At 74.2% G+C, this 22,482-nt stretch carries 21 protein-coding genes; 10 read left to right on the top strand and 11 right to left on the bottom strand.

The genetic code is table 11. From position 1 onward, the window contains the following. Positions 1–129: 129 nt before the first annotated feature. The 4 genes from ABT034_RS08930 to ABT034_RS08915 form a co-directional block, all read right to left on the bottom strand. The gene (locus tag ABT034_RS08930; protein WP_351212843.1) at positions 130–1,578 is read right to left on the bottom strand and encodes a peptidoglycan D,D-transpeptidase FtsI family protein; all 1,449 of its coding nucleotides are present in this window, start codon (positions 1,576–1,578) and stop codon (positions 130–132) included. Positions 1,579–1,669: 91 nt separating this feature from the next. Then, a complete protein-coding gene (locus ABT034_RS08925) occupies positions 1,670–2,347 on the bottom strand; it encodes a response regulator transcription factor (protein ID WP_351212842.1) in 678 nt (225 codons plus the stop codon). Then, complete coding sequence (locus ABT034_RS08920) at positions 2,344–3,585, bottom strand: sensor histidine kinase (protein ID WP_351212840.1); 1,242 nt, start codon at positions 3,583–3,585, stop codon at positions 2,344–2,346. The genes ABT034_RS08925 and ABT034_RS08920 overlap by 4 nt, the downstream gene beginning before the upstream one ends. Further along, positions 3,582–4,625, bottom strand: coding sequence for a hypothetical protein (locus tag ABT034_RS08915; RefSeq protein ID WP_351212838.1), 1,044 nt, complete (start codon positions 4,623–4,625; stop codon positions 3,582–3,584). The genes ABT034_RS08920 and ABT034_RS08915 overlap by 4 nt, the downstream gene beginning before the upstream one ends. Before the next feature lie 176 nt (positions 4,626–4,801). Here ABT034_RS08915 and ABT034_RS08910 point away from each other — a divergent pair, with 176 nt between their 5' ends. Continuing rightward, positions 4,802–5,299: a cupin domain-containing protein gene (locus tag ABT034_RS08910; RefSeq protein WP_351212836.1), complete on the top strand. Its 498-nt coding sequence runs from the start codon at positions 4,802–4,804 to the stop codon at positions 5,297–5,299. Between the two features lie 37 nt (positions 5,300–5,336). Here the strand turns inward: ABT034_RS08910 and ABT034_RS08905 are convergent, their stop codons facing one another. After that, on the bottom strand, positions 5,337–6,107 hold the full coding sequence (locus ABT034_RS08905) for an IclR family transcriptional regulator (protein WP_351212834.1): 771 nt from the start codon (positions 6,105–6,107) through the stop codon (positions 5,337–5,339). Between the two features lie 152 nt (positions 6,108–6,259). Between ABT034_RS08905 and ABT034_RS08900 the strand changes: the two genes are divergently transcribed. Continuing rightward, positions 6,260–7,783, top strand: a complete 1,524-nt coding sequence (locus ABT034_RS08900; protein ID WP_351212832.1) for an aldehyde dehydrogenase (NADP(+)) — start codon at positions 6,260–6,262, stop codon at positions 7,781–7,783. Positions 7,784–7,795: 12 nt separating this feature from the next. Here ABT034_RS08900 and ABT034_RS08895 read toward each other — a convergent pair whose 3' ends face one another. Next, entirely contained in the window at positions 7,796–8,812 is a 1,017-nt protein-coding gene (locus ABT034_RS08895; protein WP_351212830.1) for a zinc-dependent alcohol dehydrogenase family protein, read from the bottom strand. Positions 8,813–8,913: 101 nt separating this feature from the next. On the opposite strand from ABT034_RS08895, the gene ABT034_RS08890 reads away from it, so the two are divergent. Next, positions 8,914–9,828: an AraC family transcriptional regulator gene (locus tag ABT034_RS08890; RefSeq protein WP_351212828.1), complete on the top strand. Its 915-nt coding sequence runs from the start codon at positions 8,914–8,916 to the stop codon at positions 9,826–9,828. A gap of 42 nt (positions 9,829–9,870) precedes the next feature. On the opposite strand, the gene ABT034_RS08885 is transcribed toward ABT034_RS08890, so the two are convergent. After that, positions 9,871–11,223 carry an MFS transporter gene (locus tag ABT034_RS08885; protein ID WP_351212826.1) on the bottom strand — a complete coding sequence of 451 codons (1,353 nt, stop codon included), beginning with the start codon at positions 11,221–11,223 and terminating at the stop codon, positions 9,871–9,873. 71 nt (positions 11,224–11,294) lie between these two features. Between ABT034_RS08885 and ABT034_RS08880 the strand changes: the two genes are divergently transcribed. The 4 genes from ABT034_RS08880 (at position 11,295) to ABT034_RS08865 (ending at position 14,746) form a co-directional block, all read left to right on the top strand. Continuing rightward, positions 11,295–12,329 (top strand): GlxA family transcriptional regulator, encoded by a 1,035-nt coding sequence (locus tag ABT034_RS08880; protein WP_351212824.1) that lies wholly within the window; start codon positions 11,295–11,297, stop codon positions 12,327–12,329. 6 nt (positions 12,330–12,335) lie between these two features. Further along, positions 12,336–12,812, top strand: a complete 477-nt coding sequence (locus tag ABT034_RS08875; protein WP_351212822.1) for a GNAT family N-acetyltransferase — start codon at positions 12,336–12,338, stop codon at positions 12,810–12,812. Positions 12,813–12,876: 64 nt separating this feature from the next. Continuing rightward, positions 12,877–13,584, top strand: coding sequence for a DsbA family oxidoreductase (locus ABT034_RS08870; protein WP_351212820.1), 708 nt, complete (start codon positions 12,877–12,879; stop codon positions 13,582–13,584). Between the two features lie 103 nt (positions 13,585–13,687). Continuing rightward, positions 13,688–14,746: an aminotransferase class V-fold PLP-dependent enzyme gene (locus ABT034_RS08865; RefSeq protein ID WP_351212818.1), complete on the top strand. Its 1,059-nt coding sequence runs from the start codon at positions 13,688–13,690 to the stop codon at positions 14,744–14,746. Between the two features lie 64 nt (positions 14,747–14,810). On the opposite strand, the gene ABT034_RS08860 is transcribed toward ABT034_RS08865, so the two are convergent. Beyond that, the gene (locus tag ABT034_RS08860) at positions 14,811–15,320 is read right to left on the bottom strand and encodes a MarR family winged helix-turn-helix transcriptional regulator (RefSeq protein ID WP_351212816.1); all 510 of its coding nucleotides are present in this window, start codon (positions 15,318–15,320) and stop codon (positions 14,811–14,813) included. Between the two features lie 135 nt (positions 15,321–15,455). Here ABT034_RS08860 and ABT034_RS08855 point away from each other — a divergent pair, with 135 nt between their 5' ends. Continuing rightward, a complete protein-coding gene (locus tag ABT034_RS08855) occupies positions 15,456–16,526 on the top strand; it encodes an alkene reductase (protein WP_351212814.1) in 1,071 nt (356 codons plus the stop codon). A gap of 112 nt (positions 16,527–16,638) precedes the next feature. Here ABT034_RS08855 and ABT034_RS08850 read toward each other — a convergent pair whose 3' ends face one another. Next, the gene (locus ABT034_RS08850) at positions 16,639–17,739 is read right to left on the bottom strand and encodes a pyridoxal-phosphate-dependent aminotransferase family protein (protein ID WP_351213219.1); all 1,101 of its coding nucleotides are present in this window, start codon (positions 17,737–17,739) and stop codon (positions 16,639–16,641) included. 106 nt (positions 17,740–17,845) lie between these two features. Here ABT034_RS08850 and ABT034_RS08845 point away from each other — a divergent pair, with 106 nt between their 5' ends. Next, entirely contained in the window at positions 17,846–18,931 is a 1,086-nt protein-coding gene (locus ABT034_RS08845; protein WP_351212812.1) for an amidohydrolase family protein, read from the top strand. 9 nt (positions 18,932–18,940) lie between these two features. On the opposite strand, the gene ABT034_RS08840 is transcribed toward ABT034_RS08845, so the two are convergent. Together ABT034_RS08840 and ABT034_RS08835 are read right to left on the bottom strand one after the other, a co-directional pair. Next, positions 18,941–19,501 (bottom strand): GNAT family N-acetyltransferase, encoded by a 561-nt coding sequence (locus ABT034_RS08840; protein ID WP_351212810.1) that lies wholly within the window; start codon positions 19,499–19,501, stop codon positions 18,941–18,943. Next, positions 19,498–21,630, bottom strand: coding sequence for a penicillin acylase family protein (locus ABT034_RS08835; protein ID WP_351212808.1), 2,133 nt, complete (start codon positions 21,628–21,630; stop codon positions 19,498–19,500). The genes ABT034_RS08840 and ABT034_RS08835 overlap by 4 nt, the downstream gene beginning before the upstream one ends. Before the next feature lie 68 nt (positions 21,631–21,698). Here ABT034_RS08835 and ABT034_RS08830 point away from each other — a divergent pair, with 68 nt between their 5' ends. Next, complete coding sequence (locus tag ABT034_RS08830; RefSeq protein ID WP_351213217.1) at positions 21,699–22,418, top strand: siderophore-interacting protein; 720 nt, start codon at positions 21,699–21,701, stop codon at positions 22,416–22,418. The last annotated feature ends 64 nt before the right edge of the window (positions 22,419–22,482 follow it).

Below are 22,482 nucleotides of genomic sequence, written 5' to 3'. Positions count from 1 at the left end.
CCGCGAGGTGAGAGCAGGATCGATCGTTCGATGATTCGAATGGGTGCTCGGGGATGAGCGTGACCCTGCATACCGTGCGGCGGGGCCCGACGGCCAATCGGGCCCCGCCCCACCCCGTCCCGCCTCAGCTCACTTCAGCGCCGCCGCCATCATCTTCTGCGCCACCGGGGCCGCCAGACCGTTGCCGCTGACCTCGGAGCGGGCCGCGCCCGAGTCCTCGATCAGCACCGCGACGGCGACCTGCTTCCCCGTCGAGGGGTCCTTCGCGTACGACGTGAACCAGGCGTACGGCGTCTTGCTGTTGTTCTCGCCGTGCTGCGCCGTGCCCGTCTTGCCGCCGACCTCGGCGCCGGCGATCGCCGCGTTGGTGCCGGTGCCCTCCTCCACGACCGTCCGCATGGCGCTCCGCAGCTGCTCGGCCGTCGAGGAGGAGACGATGCGCGTGGTGTCCCCGTCCTCGTACGACTGGAGGGCGTCGCCGTCGGAGTCGACGACCTCCGACACCATGTGCGGGGCCGCGAGCAGACCGTCGTTGGCGATCGCCGCCGACACCATGGCCATCTGGAGCGGGGTGGCGGTCACGTCGAACTGCCCGATGCCGGTGAGCGCCGTCTGCGCCGCGTCCATGCCGGACGGGTAGACGCTCGGGTAGGCGCGGACCGGGACGTCGAGCTCGTCGTCGTTGAAGCCGAACTTCTCCGCCGTCGCCTTCACCTTGTCCTGCCCCAGGTCGGCGGCCATCTTCGCGAAGACGTTGTTGCAGGAGTACTGGAGCGCGGTGCGGATCGTGGCGTTCTCGCAGGGCGCCGAGGCGTTCTCGTTCTTCAGGACGGTCCGGGTGTTCGGCAGGGTGTACGGGTCGGGGCTCTTGGTCGCCGTGTCCACCGAGCCGTACAGACCGTCCTCAAGGGCCGCCGCCGCGACGACCAGTTTGAAGGTGGAGCCGGGCGGCAGCGGCTGGCGCAGGGCCCGGTTGACCAGCGGCTTGTCCTCGTCGGTGGTCAGCGCCTTCCAGGCGTCGCCGTCCGTCGTCCCGGCGATCTCCGACGGGTCGTAGGACGGGGTGGAGACCATCCCGAGGATCCGGCCGCTCGCCGGGTCGACGGCGACGGCCGCGCCCTTCGTGTCCCCGAGCGCCCGGTAGGCGGCCTTCTGCACGTCCGGGTCGATCGTGGTGACGACCGTGCCCGGCTCCTGCTGTTTGCGGGTGAGGGCGTCGAACGGGTTCTTCAGCCGGTTGTCGGTGCCGTCGAGGACGTCGCCGTAGATGCCCTCCAGCTGGGTGGCGCCGTACGCCTGCGAGCTGTAGCCGGTGACCGCCGCGTACAGCTCGCCGTCGGTGTACGTGCGCCGGTACTCGAGGTCCGATCCCTCCGTCTTCTTCGAGCCGGTGACCGGCGAGCCGGCCACGACGATGTTGCCGAGCGGCTGCGCGTACTGCGCGATGGTGTTCCGCCGGTTCTTCGAGTCGTCCGCGAGCGCCGTGCCTTCGTACGCCTGCACCCAGGTGGCCCGGCCGAGCAGGGCGAGCACCAGGAGCAGCACGAAGACCGACGTGTGCCTGATCGTCTTGTTCATCGCACTCGGAGGGACGAACGGGTCGGTGGGGGAGGTTCCGGATGTGGCCCGTTTCTCAGCGAACCTTCATCTCGTCGTACAAGCGGACGCCTCACCCCGCCCGGACGAAACCCGACTCGTACGCCAGGATCACCGCCTGGGTACGGTCGCGGGCTCCCGACTTCGCCAGGACCGCCGCCACATGCGTCTTGACCGTCGCCGCGCCGACGCCCATCCGGCCCGCGATCTCCGCGTTCGTCAGGCCCGTCGCCACGAGCCGCAGCACCTCCGCCTCCCGTTCGGTGAGGCGCCCCACCCACGGCGGCGCCACCGGCGCCCGATGGCGGGCGTGCTCGGCGGCCAGGCCCCGTACCGCCGCCGGGTAGAGCAGCGAGTCGCTCCGCGCGACCAGCCGGACGGCGCCCACCAGCTCCTCGGCCGCCGCCCGCTTCAGCAGGAAGCCGGCCGCGCCGACGCGCAGCGCGTCGTACACGTAGGAGTCGTTCTCGAAGGTGGTCACCACCACGATCCGGGGCGGCTCCGCCATCCCCGCGAGGATCTGCTCGGTGGCCCGGATCCCGTCGATCTCCGGCATCCGCACGTCCATCAGGACGACGTCCGGCCGCTCGGCCCGCACCACCGACACCGCCTCGGCGCCGGTGGACGCCTCGCCGACGACCTGGAGGCCGGGCTCCGCGTCCAGGATGACCCGCAGGGCCGTCCGCACCATCCGCTCGTCGTCGGCGACGACCACCCTGATGACCGGCCCCCCGGCCGCGGGCGCGCTCATCGGGGGATCCTGACCGCGAGGCGCCAGACGCCGTCCGCCGGGCCGGCCTCCGCGGTGCCGCCGAGCAGCCTGGCCCGTTCCGCGATGCCGCGCAGACCGCGCCCGCCGTTGGGGCGGGCGACCGGGGGCCGCTCGGGCAGGGGGTTCTCCATGGTGATCTCCACCTTCTCGGTACGGGCGTCGAGCCGTACGGTGACGGGCTCCCCGCCCGCGTGCCGGGCCGCGTTCGTCAGCCCTTCCTGAACGATCCGGTACGCCTCCCGGGACAGCGCCTCCGGTACGGGGACGAGGTCACCGGAGACCGTGAGCGCCACCTTCGGTCCCGCGCCCCGCACCAGGGCCTCCAGGGCGTCGAGCCCCGGGCCCACGCCCCGCTCGACCTCCTCGCCGCCGCGCAGCAGGCCCAGGACCCAGTCCAGCTCGCCGACCGTCCGCCGGGTGGTCTCCTCGATCGCGGTCAGCGCCTCCCGGACGAACTCCAGGTCCGCCCCCTCACCGCCGCTCAGGACCCGGCGGGCCGCGCCCGCCTGGAGGGTGACCGCGCTCAGCGCGTGGCCGACGGAGTCGTGCAGCTCCCGGGCGAGCCGGTTGCGGGACTCCGCCTCCGCCGCGCGCCGCTCGGCCGCCGCGAGCCGGTCCGCCGGACTCGGCCCGAGCAGCCGGGGCGCCTGCCGGGCGAGGAGGGCGCCGGTCGCGGCGGCCGCGGTGGCGAGCGCGAGCAGCATCAGGACCCCCGCGGGGAGCGCAGCCCAGCTCCACCAGGGCCGGTCGAGGCCCCAGAGGCGGCCCAGCTCCGACTCACGGAGCCCCGGCGAGAACGGCAGCGCCATCACCGACAGCGCGAACGGCGGTAGGGCCAGGGACGCCCCACTGACCAGCGCCCCGGCGCCCAGATGCAGGGTCAGCCAGCCCGCCGCCCGCGCCCTCGCCTCCCGGCCCTGGGCGGGGCCGTCCGCGAACCGGTCCGCCGGCACCCCGCACAGCGCCCGCGCCGCCGCCACCGACATCGGCCGGGCCAGCGGGAAGAGCGCGCTGACCGCGACGAGCGGCAGGCCCACCGCGTACGCCCCGAACTGCACCCCGAGCCCCCCGGCGAACAGACCGCCCTCGTCGAACAGCGGGCCCATGACCAGGGTGCCGACCATCCAGAACGGCATGAACAGCGCGCCGCCCACGATCAGATGGAGCCAGCGCCGCCTGGCCCGCTGCCCGAGGAGGGCGACCGCGAAGCGCCTCACGCCTCGGCGCTCCGGCGCCGCAGGAAGACGGCCACGCACGCGGCGAGGAGGAACCCGGTGATCATGTCGCCAGCGTAGGACAGCTGCACGAGGTCGGGGACGCGCTTGGTGGGATCCGTCTCCGGGAGCACCGCGACGAGCGACATGTAGGCGCCCCAGCAGCCCACGGCGGCCGACGTCGTCCAGGCCACGGCGAGCGTGGCGCGGACCCCGAGCCGGGCCCGGAGCCGGGCGGGCCGGCGCAGGACCAGGAGGAGCGTGGAGAGGACGGCGACGGCGAGGAAACCGAGCCACTGGGCCTCGAGGACGTGGAAGTCGGCGTCGCGGTCCGCGATCCCCCGTGCGGACAGGCCGGTGGTCGCTCCCGCCGCCCACAGCAGATGGGGCACGGCCGACGCGAGCGCGGTCACCGCGCCGGCCAGGGCGGCGGCCCGTACCCACGGCCCGGACGTACGGGCGGACAGATCGCCGAGCCGGCCGCGCCAGAGGTGGCCCCAGCGGTCCCGGGCGTACAGGACGAAGAGGGTGCCGAGGGCGAGGCCCTGGAGGATGAAGCCGCCGTAGACGACGCCGAAGACCCAGGGATCCAGGAAGGGTTCGCTCGGCGCGGCGGCCTTGTCGTCACCGCTGAAGGCGGCGACCGCGAGCTGCGTCGGGTATCCGGTCATGATCGGGGTGAGCAGTCCGGTCGCCGCCCACATGGGGAGGGCGAGCAGCCAGGCGGGGAACCGCCGGCCCCAGGCCTGGGTGAGGAGCAGGGCGAGGACCACGACGAGGACGTCCGCGACCACCGTCACCGAGTTGGCGATCGCCATCATGCGCGGGTGATCGAGGAGCGTGCTCCCGGCCGGGATGCCGATCTCGCTGCCCGCCACCCAGGCGACCTTGAGCGAGACGTACGGGACGCAGGCGACGATCGCGAGCGCGCGCAGCGCCCGGCGGGCGGCGGTCGGCCGGTGGGGCGTGGCCGGTCGGTGCGGCGCGGGCCCTTGGGGCGCGGCCTGCCGGTCGGCGCGGGGGAGGGGAGCGGTCTCTGTCATGGCTTCACGCTCCCGCGCACGCCCCCGCCGCCGCGTCCTGCCGAGCGGTGGACCGCCTCCACCGCGCGGGGGAGGCGGCCTCCTCCCCCGGGCCGCCGACAACCCGTGATTGACCCACGTTTTCGATGATCAATTGACCCATGGGCAAGGGTCAATAAGGCTCTAGAGTTGTGATCATGAACGAGAACGCGACCTTCGCCCCGCTCCTGACCCGTGCCGCCGACGCCGAGACCACCGCCGACCCCAGCAGCGTGATGACCCTGCTCGCCGACTCCGACACCACCGGCGGGCAGCTCACGAGCTACCGCTCCTCCTTCGCGAAGGGAGCGGTCGGCGCGCCGGCGCACTTCCACACCAAGGCCTCGGAGATGTTCTTCGTCCTCGGCGGCTCGCTCCAGGTCCTCGTGGGCGAGGAGCTGTCCGTCCTGGAGCAGGGCGACTTCCTCCTCGTCCCGCCGCGCACCCCGCACGCCTTCGCGGCGGCCCCCGGCGCCGAGGCCGACGTGCTGTTCGTCTTCACGCCCGGCATGGCCCGCTTCGACTACCTGCGGCTCCTCGGTCGGGTCATGCGGGGCGAGGCGAGCTTCGAGGAGATCAAGGCCTCCTCGGAGCAGTACGACAACCACTACGTGGACAGCCCGGTGTGGCAGAAGGCGCTCGCCGAGCGGGGCTGATCCCCGCCGGCCGTCGGAGGCGGCGGGCCGCGGCTGTTCAGAGGCGGCGGGTCGCCAGGGTCAGCCGGTCCCGCGCGTCGAAGAGCGCGTCCTTGATCATCTGCTCGTGGGCCGGGGTGAGCCGAGCCACCGGCACCGAGCAGCTGATCGCGTCCCGCGCCGGGGTCCGGTAGGGGATCGCGATGCCGAAGCAGCGCAGCCCGAGCGTGTTCTCCTCGCGGTCCACCGAGAAGCCCTGCTCCCGGATGGTGTGCAGTTCCTCGATGAGCTGTTCGCGGTCGGTGATCGTGTGTTCGGTCAGCGCCGGAAGGGTCTCCGGGAGCAGCTTGCGCACCTGCTCGTCGGTGTGGGTGGCGAGCAGCGCCTTGCCGAGCGAGGTCGAGTGCGCGGGCAGCCGGCGCCCGACACGGGTGAACGGCCGCAGGTAGTGCTGCGACTGACGGGTCGCCAGGTAGACGACGTTGGTGCCGTCGAGCCGCGCCAGGTGGATGGTCTCGGTGGTGTCGTCGGAGAGCCGGTCCAGGGTGGGCCGGGAGGCGGCCACCACCTCGTCGCCGTCGATGTACGAGGTGCCGACGAGCAGCGCCCGTACCCCGATGCCGTACCGCGTGCCGGTCGAGTCGGTCTCCACCCAGCCCAGCTCGACCAGGGTGCGCAGCAGCATGTACAGGCTGGACTTGGGGTAGCCGACGGCCTCCTGGACGGCGGCAAGGGAGTGCATCCCGGGGCGCCCGGCGAAGTATTCGAGCAGCTCCACGGTCCGCACCGCGGACTTCACCTGCGCTCCGCCCGCGTCGGCAGTCGCCATGACCCTCGCCCCTTTTCCGTCGTCCGGTCGTCCGAGTGGGCCACCTGGCTGAACGGGGCCCCTTGTGGAGACGGCCGGGCCGTCCCTAGAGTCCCGTACAGATGCGTTCATCTACGGGAACTGTGTTCAGAATAGCGAACAGGGGCGTGGCGGTGGCGGCAGAACCAGTGTGGAGTGTGGACCCCCGGACGGGGAAGCCGCGCGAACAGGTCGCGGTGGAGGCCGGGGCTGAGGACGTCGACCGGGCCGTACGGGCCGCCCACGGCGTCCGCGAGAGCCTCGCCGACCGGGCCGTGCGGGCCGCCTTCCTCCGTACCGCGGCCGACCTCCTCGACGGGGCGCGCGAGCGGATCGTCGAGACGGCCGACGCCGAGACCGCCCTCGGGCCCGTCCGCCTCACCGGCGAACTCGCCCGCACCACGGCCCAGTTGCGGTCCTTCGCCGAGGTCGTCGAGGAGGGGTCCTTCCTCGACATCCGGATCGACGCGCCGGACCCCGGCGCCACCCCGCCCCGGCCCGACATGCGCCGCTGGAAGATCCCGCTCGGCGTCGTCGCCGTATACGCCGCAAGCAACTTCCCGCTCGCCTTCTCCGTCCCCGGCGGCGACACGGCGAGCGCCCTCGCGGCCGGCTGCCCCGTGGTGGTCAAGGCCCACCCCGACCACCCGGCCACCTCCGAACTCTGCGCCTCCCTGCTGCGCGGGGCCGCCGCCAAGTCGGGCCTGCCCGAGGACGTCGTCGTCCTCGTCCACGGCTTCGACGCGGGCGTGGCACTCGTCCGCCACCCGCTCGTGGCCGCGGCCGGCTTCACCGGTTCGGTACGCGGCGGGCGCGCCCTCTTCGACGCGGCGGCCGCCCGGCCCGTCCCCATCCCCTTCCACGGCGAACTCGGCTCCCTCAACCCGGTCGTGCTCACCACCGCGGCCGTGGCCGAGCGGGCCGAGGAGCTCGGCGCGGGCCTGGCCGGCTCCATGACCCTGGGGCAGGGCCAGTTCTGCACCAAGCCCGGCTTCGTCCTGGCCCCCACGGGCGAGGCGGGCGACCGCTTCGTCGAGGCCCTCGGCGCCGGCCTCTCCGCGACCGGCCCCGGCGTGATGCTCGACCGGCGGATGCGGGACGCCTTCGTCGCCGGGGTCACCGAGCGCGCCGCGCTCGCCGGGGTGGGGACCCCGGTCGCCCCCGGCGCGGGCGACGCGCACACGGTCAGCGCCGGCGTCCTCGCCGTCGACGCCGCCCTGCTCACCGAGGGCGACCGGCACGACCTGCTCCTGGAGGAGTGCTTCGGCCCGGTCACCGTCGTCGCCCGCTACTCCTCCCGTACGGAGATAACCGAGGTCCTGTCCCGACTCCCCGGCAACCTCACCGCCACCCTCCACATCGCCACGGAGGCCACGGGAGCCACGGAGGCCGGCGGGGACGCCGACGCCGCCTCGCTGCTCGCCGAACTCACCCCGCTGGCAGGCCGCGTCCTCGTCAACGGCTGGCCCACCGGCGTCGCCGTCGCCCAGGCCCAGCACCACGGCGGCCCCTACCCCGCCACCACCTCCACCTCCACCTCGGTCGGCGCGACCGCGATCGAGCGCTGGCTGCGCCCGGTCACCTACCAGTCGACGCCCGACCACCTGCTCCCGCCGGAACTCCGCGACGGCAACCCGCTGGGGCTGCCGAGGCGCTGACCCTCCCCGGCCTCAGGTCCCCACCCGCACCACGATCTTCCCGAGGTGCGCGTTCGACTCCATCAGCCGATGGGCGTCGGTGATCCGCTCCAGACCGTCGAAGGTCTCGGCGATCACCGGCGCGAGGGAGCCGTCCCGCAGCCCCGAGCCGATGAAGCCGGCCGCGCGGCGGCGCCCCTCCGCGGTCCCGGCGAGCACGCCGTTCGCGTACGTGTGGACGGTCTGCGGCCAGTTCATCGAGAGCGCGACCGGCGCCGGGTCCAGCCAGCCGTACAGGACCGCCGTGCCGCCGGGCCGCAGCGCGTCACCGAGCCGGGCGAACCCGGGCCCGCCGACCGCGTCGAACGCGAGGTCCGCGCCCGCCCCGCCGGTGATCCCCCGCACCTCCGCGACCAGGTCGTCGGCGTCCTCCGAATCCGTCACGATCACGTGCGCCGCCCCGAGTTCCAGCAGCCGCTTCCGCTTGCCCTCGCCGCGCGTGGTGGCGATCGGCACGGCCCCGACCCGCAGCGCGGTCTGGATCGCGGCCGTCCCCACCCCGCTGGACGCGCCCGTGATCACCACGTGGTCGCCGGGGCCGAGGCCGCCGGTCAGCACCATGCCGCCGTACGCCGTGAAGTACGTCAGCCAGACCGCCGCCGCCGTCACCGCGTCCACGCCCGCGGGCCGGGCCACCACGTACTCCTCGGGCAGCACCACCCGCTCCGCGTACACACCGTGCACCCCGAAGTCGAAGTTGGCGGCGGCCATCACCGGATCGCCCGGCGCGTACGCCGTGACCCCGGCCCCGACCGCCTCCACCACCCCGGCCGCCTCGTAACCGAGCCGTGAACCCGGCAGCGTGGGCGGGTAGTAATAGGTGCCCGCGCGGAACAGCGCCTCGGCGCGGTTGAGTCCGATCGCCTCGACCCGTACGAGCACCTCACCGGGCCCGGGGGCCGACAGCGTCACCTCCTCCACCGTGAGCACCTCCGGCCCACCTAGCTCATGGAAGAGAACGGCCTTCGTGGTCATGCTCGTTGTCGTCATGGCTTCGACGTTAGGAGGGCGCGGCGAGACGATCCATGTCCCTATGGCTCCCCTCGATATCCGATCGTCTCGCCCACGCCGATGGCGGGTACGGTGCCTTGATGGACGTACTGAGCGATGCCATCGCGGCCATGCGCACCGGCCGCCCCCACTCCTCCCGCACGGTCCGCTTCGCCCCCTGGGGCTTCCGCTTCCCGCCGAGCAGGGGCGCCGGGTTCCACGTCGTCCTCCAGGGCACCGCCTGGCTGCTGCCCCCGGACGGTGCGGCGCCCGTCAGGCTCGGCCCCGGCGACGTCCTCTTCCTCGCCCACGGCACCGGCCACGGCCTGGCCGACCACCCCGACACCCCCCTCGTCGACGCCTCGCCCGCCGCCGACGGATCCTGGCCCACCCCGCCCGACCGGGGGCCCGTCGGCGCCGAGGAGACCCTGCTCCTGTGCGGCGCCTACCAGCTCAGCCGCGCCCGCGCCCATCCGCTCCTCACCGAGCTGCCCCCGTACGTCCATCTCCCCGCCCGTGTCGGGGCCCACCCCCGGCTGCGGGCCGCCGTGGACCTCCTCGGCGCCGAACTCGCCGAACCCCAGCCGGGATCCGACGCCGTCGTGCCCGCCCTCCTCGACACCCTGCTGCTCTACCTGCTGCGCACCTGGTGGCTCACCGAGTGCGCCGACCGGTCCACCGGCTGGTCGGCCGCGCTCGGCGACCCGGCCGTCGCCGGGGCCCTCCGCGCCCTCCACGGCGACCCCGCGAAGTCCTGGACGGTCGAGGAGCTCGGCGCCCTCGGCGGCCTCTCCCGCGCCGCCTTCGCCCGCCGGTTCACCGCCCTCGTCGGCCGCTCGCCCCTCGCGTACCTCACCTGGTGGCGGATGACCGCCGCGGGCCGCCTCCTCCGCACCGACGACCTGCCGCTCCGCGCGGTCGCCCAACGCTCCGGCTACTCCTCCGAGTTCGCCTTCGCCAAGGCCTTCAAGCGGGAGTACGGGGTGGCGCCGGGGCAGTACCGCAAGGGCGCCTGAACACGCAGGGCCAGCCGGCTGGGGCGCCCGGCCGGCCGGCGCTCACGCGCGGCGGCCCGGCAGGCGCAGTGACGCCAGGGCCGTCAGGGTCAGCAGGCCCGCGCTGATCAGGATGCTCGCCGGCAGCGCCGTCTCCATCGACCGGGCCGCCAGCGACCCGAAGACCGCCACGGCGAGCGCGCCCGCCGTCTGCCGCATCGCGTTCAGGAGCCCCGCCGCCGTACCCGCCCGCTCCGCGGGGACGGCCTCCATCATCGAGGCGATCAGCGGCGGCAGCGAGAAGCTCGCCCCCACCCCCAGCGGAACGAGCAGCAGCGCCTGCGCCACCCGCGAGGACTCCGCGTCCACGGTGAGCAGCCCCAGCAGCCCGGCCACCGCGACCGCCTGCCCCAGGACGATCGGCAGCCTCGCCCCGTACCGCGCCGCCACCCGCGCCGACAGGAGGTTCATCCCGGCGAGCAGCCCCGTCATCGGCAGGAACATCAGCCCCGCCGCCAGCGCGGAGAGCCCGAGGACCTGCTGGAAGAAGAGACTGAACACGAACAGCATCCCGTAGAAGGCCACGCTGTTCGCCGAGCCCGCCGCCACCGCCACGGCCACCGTCGTGTCCCTGAAGAGCCCGAGCGGCACCATCGGATGCCGCCGCCGCGCCTCGATCACCAGGAAGGCCGCGAAGGAGACACCCGCCAGCCCCAGCGCCCACCAGGCCTCCGTACCGCCCTCGATGGCGGCGAACGTCAGCGCCCCGAGCGCCGTCATCGCCGTCAGCTGCCCCGGCAGGTCGATCGGGGCGGTCCCGCGCGCCGACCGCACCACCCGGGTCAGCGGGGCGAGCGCGAGCAGACCCAGCGGCAGGTTGACGAAGAAGACACCCCGCCAGCTCCACGCCGTGGTCAGCGCCCCGCCCACGACGGGCCCGAGCGCCATCGCGACCGTGCCGCCCGCCGCCCACAGCGACACCGCGCGGGCCCGCCGCACCGGATCGCCGTACGCCTCCCGTACGAGCGCCAGCGAGGCCGGCAGCATCACCGCCGCCGCCGCGCCCTGCACCGCCCGGGCCGCCAGGAGCGAAGGGAGACCCGGGGCGAGACCGCAGGCCGCAGAGGCGAGGACGAAGACGACGACCCCGGCCCCGTACGCCCGGCTCGCCCCGACCCGGTCGGCGAGGGCACCGCTGGACAGCAGCAGCGCGGCGAGGACGAGCGTGTACGAGTCGACCACCCAGGGCAGCCCGGACATCCCGGCCCGCAGGTCGGCGCCGATCGCGGGCAGGGCGACGTTCACGACGGAGGTGTCGAGGGTGATGAGGGCGAAGCCGAGCATCGCGGCGACCAGGGCGGGACGGGGGGAGGCGGGCCGGTCGACGGGGGCCTCGGTGAGGAGCGTGGAGGACATGCCCCCCAGCTTCATGATCGGCGGAGTCGTACAGTAGCGGCCTGAATGCCATACATCCGGAGGTTCTGGCCATGACGGTCCCGTCCCGTGTCCAGCGCGTCGCCGTGATCGCCGCCCCGCCCGTCTCGATGTTCAACCTGGCCATTCCCGAGATGCTGTTCGGCAAGGTCGAGATCGACGGCGCACCCGGGTACGAGACGGTCATCTGCGCCCCCGACCCGGGGCCCGTGCCCACCACCGGCGGGCTCGACCTGGTCGTCCCGCACGGCCTCGACGCCGTCGCCGCCGCCGACACCGTGGTCCTCGCGGGCAGCGGCTCCTCCACCGACCCCGACCCGCGCGTCCTCGACGCGTTGCGCGCCGCCGCCGCTCGCGGCCGGCGCATCGCCTCCATCTGCACCGGCGCCTTCGCGCTCGCCGAGGCCGGACTGCTCGACGGCCGGGCGGCGACGACGTACTGGACGTACCGGCCGCTGCTCGCCGCCCGCCACCCGGCCATCGACCTCCAGGACGACGTCCTGTTCGTCCAGGACGGGCCCGTGCTGACCTCCTCCGGGTACGCGGCGGGCATCGACCTCTGCCTGCACGTCATCCGGACCGACTACGGCGCCGCCGTCGCCAACACCGTGGCCCGCCAGGCCCTCGTCGCGCCCGTACGGCCCGGCGGCCAGACCCAGTTCACCCAGACCCCGCTGCCGCCCGAGCGCGGGGTCTCCTTCGCCGACACGCGCGCGTGGGCGATGGAACACCTCGACGAACCGCTCGGCCTCACCGACCTCGCCCGGCACGCCGGGGTCTCCGTCCGCACCCTCTCGCGCCGCTTCCACGCCGAGACGGGGGTGAGCCCGCTCCAGTGGCTGCTGCACCAGCGCGTGGAGCGGGCGAAGGAACTCCTGGAGACGACCACGCTCCCCATGGACGCGGTGGCCCGCGCCTGCGGTCTCGGTACGGCGGACTCCCTCCGCCACCACCTGCTGCGCCGCACGGGCCTCACCCCGCGCGCGTACCGGGCCTCCTTCACCCGCCTGCCCGCGCCCTCCGCAGCGCCGCAGGGCGCCCCCACGCACCCGCGTACCGCAACCGGCCCGTCCTCACGCGCGTCCTGAAGAACCATGATCAGACTCGCGACCGCCGCCGACCTGGACGCCATCGTCGCCCTCCACACCGAGGCCCGTGCCACCTACTACCGGGGCCACGTCCCCGACGCCGACTTCCTCGGCCCCGAGGAGGTCGCCCGCTCCCGGGCGGGATGGGCGGCGGCCGTCGACCGCGGGGCCGTCCTCTGCGCCGTACGGGACGGGGAGGTCGCCGGGATCGCCGCGTACGGACAGCGCGACGGCCTCATGCACCTCACCCAGCTCCATGTGCTCCCCGCCCGCTGGCGCGCGGGCGTCGGCGCCGAGCTCCACACCGCCTGCACCGACGCCTGGCGGGCCGCCGGAGTGACCGAGGCCCGCCTCGAGGTCTTCGAGAAGAACGAACGCGCCCAGGCCTTCTACGCGACCCGCGGCTGGACCCCCGACCCGGAGCACCCGCGCGACGGCAGCCACCTCGTGCTCCGGCTCACACTGGCACCGGAAACGGAATGAACCCGACCGGTGGGGGCGTTGTCACGGCCGAAACACCCACCGGCAACCCTCGGAGAGAAGTCACATGCGCGTCGAGATCTGGAGCGACATCGCCTGCCCGTGGTGCTACATCGGCAAGGCCCGCTTCGAGAAGGGGCTCGCGGCCTTCGCCCATCGGGACGACGTCGAGGTCGTGCACCGCTCCTTCGAGCTCGACCCGAACCGCGCCAAGGGCGACACGGGCCCCGTCCTGGAGATGCTCGCCAGGAAGTACGGCCGCACGCTCGACGAGGCCCGCGCCATGGAGGCGCACGTCGCCTCGAACGCGCACTCCGAGGGCCTCGGCTACCGCACCGAGGGCCGCGACCACGGCAGCACCTTCGACATCCACCGGCTGCTGCACCTCGCCAAGGAGCGCGGGTTCCAGAACGAACTCCTCGACCTGGCCTACCGCGCCAACTTCGCCGAGGAGCGTTCCGTCTTCGACCCGGAGACCCTGGTGGCGCTCGGCGTCGAGGCCGGTCTCGACGAGACCGAGGTCCGGGCCGTGCTCGCCGACGACTCCGCCTACGCCGAGGCCGTACGCGAGGACGAGCGCGAGGCCGCCGAACTCGGTGCGAACGGCGTGCCGTTCTTCGTCCTCGACCGCCGCTACGGCATCTCCGGCGGCCAGCCCGCCGAGGTCTTCACCCAGGCCCTCGACCAGGCCTGGCAGGGCCGGGTCCTCCAGCCGGTCGGCTCCGACGCGGAGGTCTGCGGCCCGGACGGCGCCTGCGAGGTTCCGGGGGCCTGACCGCCCGGCCTGGCCTTCTGACCTGCGGAGATAAGCGTGCCTTGGGTTTCCCCGCGATTCCATCGCCATTGACGGGTGATCGCGGGGAATCCAGGGTGAGGGCATGGATTCCCTTGACCAGCCGCTCGGCGGCGCCGAGTTCGCGCCCAAGAAGACCTACCTGAACACCTCCGCCTGCGGGCTGCTGCCCCGCCGGACCATCGAGGCCGTGACGCTCCTCGCCGAGCAGACCGCCGACGGCCGCTCCGACGGCGCCGGCAGCTTCGACATCGTCGACGAGGCCCGCGCCGCCTTCGGGCGTCTCGCCGGTGTCCCGCACGAGCGCGTCGCCGTCGGCAGCTCGGTCGCCGTGCACTGCGGGATGATCGCCCAGTCGATGCCCGCCGGAGCCGAGATCCTCTTCCCCGAGAACGAGTTCTCCTCCGTCGTCACCCCCTTCACGATCCGCGGCGACCTCAAGACCCGCTACGTGCCCCTGGAGCGGCTCGCCGAGTCCGTCCGCCCCGAGACCGCGCTCGTCGCCTTCTCCGCCGTGCAGTCGGCGGACGGCCGGACGGCCGACTTCGCGGCGATCCGGGCCGCGGCCGCCGCGCACGGCGCCCGTACGCTCCTCGACGCCACCCAGTCGGCGGGATGGCTGCCGCTGAGCGCGGGGGAGTGGGACTACACGGTCTCCGGCGGCTACAAGTACCTGCTCTGCCCGCGCGGGGCGTCCTTCCTCACCGTCACCGAGGAGGCGCAGGACACGCTTCTCGCCATCCACGCCAACTGGGTCACGGGCGAGGAGCTGTGGGTGAACAGCTACGGCCCGGTCCGCGAACTCGCCCGTACCGCACGCCGCTTCGACGAGCCCGTCGCCTTCTTCTCGTACCACGGGGCGGCCCGCTCGCTCGCGCTCCTCGAGGAGGTCGGCATCGAGCGGATCGAGGCCCACAACAAGGGGCTCGCCGCCCGCTTCCGCTCCGGGCTCCTCGCCCTGGGCCACGAGCCGGTCAGGGACGACTCGACGGTCGTCGCCGTCCCCGGCCTCGGGGACCGGGCGGACGCCCTGCGCGAGGCCGGCGTCCTGCTCTCCGCCCGCGCGGGCAACCTGCGCGCGTCCTTCCACCTGTACAACACGGCGGCGGACGTGGACCGGGCCCTGGACGTCCTGGCGGGCTGAACGCGGTCGTCCTGGCGGGCTGAACGCGTTCCCGCCCGGCCGCGGAGGGCGGGCCCCGCCCTCCTCAGCAGCCCCCGGGCGGCGCCGGGCACGCGCCCGCCTCGCCCGCCTCCTCGCGCAGGTTCTCCGCCACGAGGCCGAGGAGCCGGGCCAGCTCCGCCCGGTCGTCCGGGGCGAGGCCGTTCAGGGAGAGCGCCTCCAGGTCCGACCAGACGCCCTCGACGCCGGCCCGCAGCGTCCGCCCCTCGTCCGTCGCCTCGACCAGGACCGCGCGCCGGTCGGACGGGTCCGGGCCGCGGCGGACGTGGCCGCACTGCTCGAGGCGCTGGACCATCTTGGTCACCGTCGAGGCGTCGAGGCCGAGGGACTGGATCAGCTCGGACTGGCGGACCGGGCCGCAGTCCCAGAGCCGCATCATCATCATCTCCTGGCCCGGGTAGAGGCCGAGCTCCCGCAGCCGTCGTCCGGCGGCGATCCGGTGCATCCGGGCCACCCGGGCGAGCGCGATGCTCACGGGTCCGCCACGGGCGGCGGACGGCGTCGTCTCCGTACAGACGGGGTCGGTTCCTGACATGCGCGCTCCTCGGGACGGCCCTCCCGGGATCCGCGGGAGGCTCTTCCACAGATTACCTTGGCCGGCCAAGCAATGGGTTACAGTGACAACGGCCCATTTGCTTGGCCGACCACATAATGATGTGAGGGGACAGCCATGACCACCGCCTTCGACCCCATAGACCTCGCCGGGACCCGGCTCGCCAACCGCATCGCCATGGCGCCCATGACCCGCAGCCGCGCCGACGCCGGGAGCCGCACCCCCACCGCGCTCGTCGCCGAGTACTACGCCCAGCGCGCCTCCGCCGGACTCATCATCAGCGAGGGCGTCCAGCCGGTCCCCGAGGGCCAGGGCTACCCCTTCACCCCCGGACTGCACAGCCGGGAGCAGATCACCGCCTGGCGCCAGGTCACCGACGCCGTCCACGAGCGCGGCGGGCGGATCTTCGCCCAGCTGATGCACTCCGGCCGGATCGGACACCCCGACCTCCTCGACGGCGACCTCCACCCCGTCGGCCCCTCCGCCGTCGCCGCCGCCGGCAAGGTCTTCACCCCCGAAGGGCCCAAGGACTTCGCCACCCCGCGCGCACTCACCGGGGACGAGGTGCGCGAGGCGGTCACCGGCTTCGCCTCCGCCGCCCGCAACGCCGTCGAGGCCGGCTTCGACGGCGTCGAGATCCACGGCGCCAACGGCTACCTCGTGCAGCAGTTCCTCGCCTCCGGCTCCAACCACCGCACCGACGAGTGGGGCGGCCCCGTCGAGAACCGCATCCGCTTCGCCGTCGAGGTCGTGCGGGCCGTCGCCGCCGAGATCGGCCCCGAGCGCACCGGCCTGCGCGTCTCCCCGGCCAACACCTTCAACGACATCACCGAGACCGACACCGACGAGCTGTACCCCGCCCTGCTCGACGCGATCGAGCCGGTCGGCATCGCCTACCTCCACGTCCTGGAGAGCACCCCCGAGCAGCGCCCGTACGTCCTCGACCTGCGCAAGCGGTTCGCCGGCACCTTCATCCTCAACCCGGCCACCGGCGAGGCCCCGACCGGCGCCGCGTCGCTCGCCCTGATCGAGGACGGCACCACCGACCTCGTGGCCTTCGGCCGGCTCTTCCTCGCCAACCCCGACCTGCCCGCCCGGCTGCGGACCGACGGCCCCTACAACCCCTTGGACGGCGCCACCATGTACGGCGGCGACCACCGCGGCTACGTGGACTACCCGGCGCTGTAGGGCATGCCCTCCGGATCAGGCCGGGCCCGCGCACGGCGAAGGGGCGGGATTCCGGACCCCGAAAGGGGCGGGATTCCGGACCCCGGAACCCCGCCCCTCCCCGTACCGCCGATCAGGCCCACGCCTCCGTGACCGCCCGGCGCGCGCCCTCCAGGTCCACCGCACGGCCCGTCTCACCGAGCGCCGCGCCCAGGGCGGCCAGCGAGGACTGCACCGCGCCCGGCGTCGCGTCCACCCCGTAGTGGTTGACCCGGATCATCTCTCCGGCGAGCGCCCCGCCGCCCGCGATCAGCGGCAGCGACGGGTCGGCGGCCAGCGCCTTCGCCACGAGCTCCGATGCGTCCACCCCGGCCGGGGTACGCAGCGTCGTCGCGACCGGGGCCGCGTCCTCCGCCTCGTACACGTACGGCCCGAGACCGCCGCCCAGCGCCAGCGCACCCGCCCGCGTCGCCGCGGCGGCGGAGGCGTGCCGGCCCATCAGGGAGTCCAGGCCCTCCGCCTCGATCCGCTCCACACACGCCTCGAGCGCCAGCATCTCCAGCTGCGCCGGCGCGTGCAGCAGCGTCTTCCGGCCGCCGTCGATCCAGCGCTCCTTCCAGTCGAGGAGGGAGAGGTACGAGCGGCGCGGCGCGGCCGGGTTGGCGGCGAACCGCTCCCAGGCCCGCGCGCTCACCGACACCGCCGACACCCCGGCCGGCCCGCCCATCGCCTTCTGCGCGCCGATGATGCACATGTCCACGCCCCACGCGTCCGGCAGCACCGGCTCGGCGCCGATCGACGCCACCGCGTCCAGGTAGAACAGCGCGCCGTGCGCCCGTACGACCTCACCGATCTCCGCCACCGGATTGGTGTTGCCGGTCGCCGCCTCCGCGTGCACCAGGGACACGAAGTCGATCTCCGGATGCTCGGCGAGCGCCCGCTCCACCTGCTCCGCCGTCACGGCGGTGTGGAAGGGCACCTCCAGGTCGACGACGGTCGCCCCGCAGTCCCGCAGCCAGTTGCCGAAGGTCTGGCCGTACGGACCGGTGACGACGTTCAGCGCGGTCGAACCGGCCCGCGCCCCGCTGCGGATGCACCCCTCCAGGGGCAGCAGCGCCTCGCCCTGGGTGATCACCACGTCCTGCTCCGTGGAGAGCAGCGCGGCCACCCGCCGCTCGATCGACGCGAAGTGCGCGGCGGTCAGCGGGGCCAGGTCCAGGAGCGGATGTGTCACGGTCACGGCGGTGCCTTCTTCGACTCGGATTCGTGCGGGTGGAACTCCGGATCAGGGTACCGAGGGGCCCTCCCCGGCCGGGGTCCCGTCCTCGTACAGTGCAGGCATGAGTGATCACGCGGTGCTGCACGTGAAGGGACGGGTGCTCGTCGGCCCCGAGGACGTACGGGACGAACTCTGGTGCGTCGACGGGCGGATCACCTTCGACCGGCCCGCCGCCGACGCGGTCACCGTCGAGGGCTGGGTGCTGCCCGGACTCGTCGACGCCCACTGCCACGTCGGCCTCGACCGGCACGGCCCCGTCGACGAGGCCACCAGCGAGAAGCAGGCCCTCACCGACCGGGACGCGGGCACCCTGCTCATCCGGGACGCCGGCTCGCCCTCCGACACCCGCTGGATCGACGAGCGCGAGGACCTGCCGAAGATCATCCGTGCGGGCCGGCACATCGCCCGCACCCGCCGCTACATCCGTAACTACGCCCATGAGATCGAGCCCGCCGACCTCGTGGAGTACGTCGGCCGCGAGGCCCGGCGCGGCGACGGCTGGGTCAAGCTCGTCGGCGACTGGATCGACCGCGAGGCGGGCGACCTCACCGCCTGCTGGCCGCGCGCCGAGGTCGAGGCGGCCATCGCGGAGGCGCACCGGCTCGGCGCCCGCGTCACCGCGCACTGCTTCGCGGAGGACTCGCTCCGGGACCTCGTCGAGGCGGGCATCGACTGCATCGAGCATGCCACCGGGCTCACCGAGGACACCATCCCGCTCTTCGCCGAGCGGGGCGTCGCCATCGTGCCGACCCTGGTCAACATCGCGACCTTCCCGCACCTCGCGGACGGCGGTCAGCGGAAGTTCCCCCGCTGGTCGGCCCATATGCGCCGACTGCACGAGCGCCGGTACGACACCGTGCGCGCCGCCTTCGACGCGGGCATCCCGGTGTTCGTGGGCACCGACGCGGGCGGCTCCCTCGCGCACGGGCTCGTCGCCGAGGAGGTCGAGGAGCTGACCCGGGCCGGCATCCCGTCGATCGACGCGCTCGCCGCCACCGCCTGGGGGGCCAGGGCCTGGCTGGGCCGCCCGTCCCTGGAGGAGGGCGCCCCCGCCGACCTCGTCGTCTACGGCGAGGACCCGCGCGCGGACGTCCGCGTCCTCGCGGCGCCGCGCCGGGTCGTCGTCAACGGGCGGGTGACCGCCTGAATCCCACCCCTACCGGCTGAGGAACGCGAGCCGGGCCTTCTTCTCCGGGATGAAGACCTCCGGCAGGTCCACCTCGGGCAGCACGACCTCGGGGCCCAGCTCGAACCCCGCCCGCACCATCCGTGCGATCGCCTTCTCGTTGGCGGCGTCCGGATCGACCACCACCCGGGTACGGTCCCGGAGCGCGAAGGCGATGAGCGCGGAGAGCAGCCGGCCCGTCCAGCCTGGCCGCGGGACGGTGCCCGGGGCGACGAGGAGGTGCACGCCGATGTCCCCCGGCAGCGCCTCGTAGCACTCGCTGACACGGTCGGCCTCGGGGTCGTACGTCTGGAAGAGCGCGACCGGCTCGTCGTCCAGGCTGACCAGGTAGCCGTGGTGGGTGGTGAGCGAGTCGAGGTGGGCGTAGACGTCCCGGACCTGCTCGACGGTGGTGCCGACCATGCCCCAGAAGGCGGCCCGCTCCTCGTTGACCCAGCCGTGCAGGAGCGGGGCGTCGCGCTCGGGCTCGACGGGCCGGACCGTGACGGTGCCGAAGTCCTCGACACGGTGGACGTATACGGCGGTGGTCATCCCTGCTCCTTGGTGAGGTACTGCCAGTCGGTGGTGACGGGGGCGAGTTCGCCCCTCAGCCACAGGGGAAGCTGGTCGCGGTGGTGCGGGTCGCCGGGGACGCCGGACGCGCCGAACGGCACGATCCAGCCGCTCCGTTCGCGGTCGGCGAGGTCCCAGACGTAGCGGGCGGCGGAGGCGCGGGCGCTGCGGTCGGTCCACCCGGGCACGCTGGACGAGGACAGCACGCAGTCGTGGTCCCCGCCGAGTCCGGGCCATTGCGCGTCGTCGGGGTCGGGCAGCGCCTGCCAGGGCGCGAGCCGGTGCGTCACGCCCCAGGCGGCGGGCGGCTCACCGGCGCCGACCTCGTCGAGCGCCTCCCGTACGATCCGGTCGACGTCCCCGGCGGGCACGGGCCCGGCCACGAGCAGGGTCTCCAGGGCGTACGCGACGCGCGGCCCGAGGGCCAGCCAGGGCCGGAACACCTCGGGGTACGGGGCGGGTTCACGCAGCGCCTCGAAGGCCTCGTGGCCGGCGAGCCGGCGCACCACGGCACCGCGCACGGCGGCGTAGAGCCCGGCGCCGGTGCTCTCCGTGTCCATCCGCCGGTCCCAGGCGAGCAGCCGCTCCCGTACGGCGGAGGCGGCGGGGGAGAGGCCGTCGCCCGTCGCCCCGGGGCCGCCCGCCCGCGCCACCGCGGCGAGGAGTCGGGCCGCCGACGCGTTGTCGGTGTCCCGGTGGACGGCGGCCGTGGTCTCCGGGGTCCACTCCGCCGAGGCGCCGAGCAGCGCGTCGATCCGGGCCGCGCGGTGCGGCGGCGCGAACTCGATGCCCAGGGGCGCGGCCAGGCCCCGGGCGTTGGCCATCACGGCGTGGCCGCGCACCTCGGCGCGGGGCAGCGGCGCCGGAGCGTCCTGCCAGGCGTGCGCCGGGTCCCAGGCGGGCACGATCCGCAGGGAGTTGGCCCGGTCCCGTACGGGTACGTGGCCGGCGACCCGGTGCAGCAGACCGCCCCGGGTGTCGGCGGCCAGGACGACGTTCACCGGCTCGACCCAGCCGTCGAGGGCCGCGTCCACGTCGGCGACGGTCCGGGCGCGCAGCAGCGCGGGCAGGACGCCGAAGCCGAGCTCGCCGGTGACGCGCGGCGGGTACCGGAGGCTGACAGCCTCCCCGTGTGCGCGGCCCTCCTCGGATCCGTCCTCGGGCTCGTCGTCGACGCCGATGATCACCGGGCCCCGGTCCGTCTCGACCACCTCGACCACGACCGGCTCCCCGCCCGCGACCTCGATCGTCTCGGTGTGCGCGGCCGCCGGGCGCCAGCCCTCGGGGCCGTAGGCCTCCACCCCGCCGTCCGGGAGGCGCCGCAGCCGCTCCCGGTAGAGGTCCTGGTAGTCCGCCATGGCGTTGGTGATCGCCCAGGCCACCGGTCCCGTGTGGCCGAAGTGGGCGAGCCCGGGGATGCCGGGGACGGCGATGCCCACCACGTCGTACGCGTCGCAGGCGAGCCGGATCTGCTGGTAGACGCCGGGCGCCTCGATGAACCGGTGCGGGTCGCCGGCCACCAGGGCCGCCCCGCTCGCGGTCCGCTCGCCCGCGACCAGCCAGCCGTTGGAGCCGGCGGTCCCGGGCCCGTCGGTCGCGAAGAGCTCCGTCCACTCCTCGCCGAGCCGCCGGGCGACCTCCTCGCGCCACAGCTTGGTGGGGAAGCCGGCGAACAGGATGTGGGTCGAGAGCCAGACGGCGAGCGGGGTCCACGGCTCCCACCGTCCGGGCACGAGGCCGGTCTCCGCGAACTCGGGTGCGCGCCGCGCCCCCTCCGCCAGGCCGTCGTTGACCCCGTCCACGTACGCGCGTACCCACGCGGCCGTCCGCGCGTCCTCGCGTGCGAGCTTCTCGAAGCAGCGCCGGGCGGTGTCCGCGATCCGGGAGCGGCGGGCGAAGGTGTCCCAGCCGAGTTCGGCGGCGCCGAGGAAGGCGGCCGTGGTGCCCTGGGCCCGGTGCCGTTCGACCTCCAGCTGCCAGGCCCGGTCGCGGGCGGTGACCCGGCCCTGCGCGAAGGCGAGTTCGTCCGGGTCCGCGGCGCGCAGATGAGGGACGCCCCAGGCGTCCCGGTAGACCTCGATGCTCACGGAGACCCCGATCCCGTCCATGTTCGCTGCGATTTTCTTAGGTTAGGCTGACCTAAATAATCTACAGGAGTTCAGGGGTGGGGATCGCGGTGGGTCACGGTTGGCAGGGTGCCGTTCTCAAGCTGATGCGCGGCAAGGACTTCACGTTCACCGTGACGGGCGCCGAGCAGGTCACGGAGGACTACCGCCGGGTGCACTTCACGGACGGCGGCCTGTTCGCCACCGCCGGAGTCCACCCGACGATGTGGGTACGGATCTGGTTCGACGCCGGAGGCAAGCCGCACCAGCGCGCCTACACCCTGGTCGACCCGGACGCGGAGGCCGGCACGTTCAGCCTGGAGTTCGCCCTCCACGACGGCGTCGCCAGCCACTGGGCCCGCACCTGCGCCCCCGGCGACACGGTCGACGCGACCCTCCAGGGCACCGGCTTCGAGACCCCCGACCCGCTTCCGAGCCGGCTGCTCGTCGTCGGCGACCCGGCCTCCCTGCCCGCCGTCAACTCGCTGCTCGACGCGCTTCCGGGCGTCCCGGCCACCATCTGGTTCGAGACCCAGCACGCCTCGGACGAGGACCTGCCGGTACGGCTCGACGCGGCGCGGCACGAACTGCGCCGGGTGCCCCGCCGGGACGGCGGCGCCGACCTCGTCGCCCGGGTGAAGGCCGAACTCCCCGCGCTCGCCGACCCCACCTCGTACGTCTGGATCGCCTGCGACACCGCGACCACCCGCACCCTCGCCACGTACGCGCGCAAGGAGCTCGCCCTGCCCAAGGAGCGCGTCCACGCGCTCGGGTATTGGCGCGCGAGCTGAACGCACCGCGTTGACGATCCGTTACCCCGGCGGAGTGCGGATCGTTCTCACCTTTCCCGCGCGC

This window comes from Streptomyces sp. NPDC002773 (assembly GCF_040295605.1).
GTDB lineage: Bacteria > Actinomycetota > Actinomycetes > Streptomycetales > Streptomycetaceae > Streptomyces.
This window is presented reverse-complemented; position numbering and strand designations above follow the sequence as displayed.